The 687-nt window shown below is 37.1% G+C and carries 1 protein-coding gene; it reads left to right on the top strand.

Features of this window, described 5'->3' with window-relative positions:
* Nucleotides 1–13: 13 nt before the first annotated feature.
* A partial coding sequence (locus tag EAL04_RS07860; RefSeq protein ID WP_120974489.1) for an ATP synthase subunit B family protein occupies nucleotides 14–687 on the top strand: 674 nt, incomplete at its 3' end.

The raw sequence follows: 687 nt of genomic DNA, 5'->3' as shown, positions 1-687 counted from the left end.
CAAGGATTAAAAAATGAATTACCCTAATTTGCCTAACAGCGCTTTAGAGATAAGCGAACAACCAGAAGTTAAAGAAATCACAAACGAATTGTTAAAGCAATTACAGAGCGCGCTAAATTCTAACAGACTTTTTACCGAGCAAGTGGAATTAAGCCTTAAGGGCATCGTTAGGATTTTAGAAGTGCTTTTGAGTTTGGATTTTTTTAAGAATGCGAATGAAATTGATAGCAGTTTAAGAAACTCTATTGAATGGCTAACTAACGCCGGCGAGAGCTTAAAAAACAAAATGAAAGAATACGAGGGCTTTTTTAGCGAGTTTAACGCAAGCATGCATGCGAACGAGCAAGAAGTAACCAACACCTTAAACGCTAACACCGAGAACATTAAAAACGAAGTTAAAAAGCTAGAAAATCAATTGATAGAAACCGCTACAAGGCTTTTAACGAGCTATCAAATCTTTTTAAATAACGCCCGAGATAGCGCTAACAACCAAATCACCGAGAACAAAACCGCAAGCCTTGAAGCCCTAAACCAAGCTAAAACGAGCGCTAATAACGAAATAAGCGAAAAACAAACGCAAGCGATAACTAACATTAACGAAGCTAAAGAAAACGCTAACAATGAAATAAGCAACGAAAAAACGCAAGCGATAACTAACATTAACGAAGCGAAAACAACCGCTAACAA

Source organism: Helicobacter pylori, assembly GCF_003638305.1.
In the GTDB taxonomy this organism is placed as follows: domain Bacteria; phylum Campylobacterota; class Campylobacteria; order Campylobacterales; family Helicobacteraceae; genus Helicobacter; species Helicobacter pylori_DJ.
This window is presented reverse-complemented; position numbering and strand designations above follow the sequence as displayed.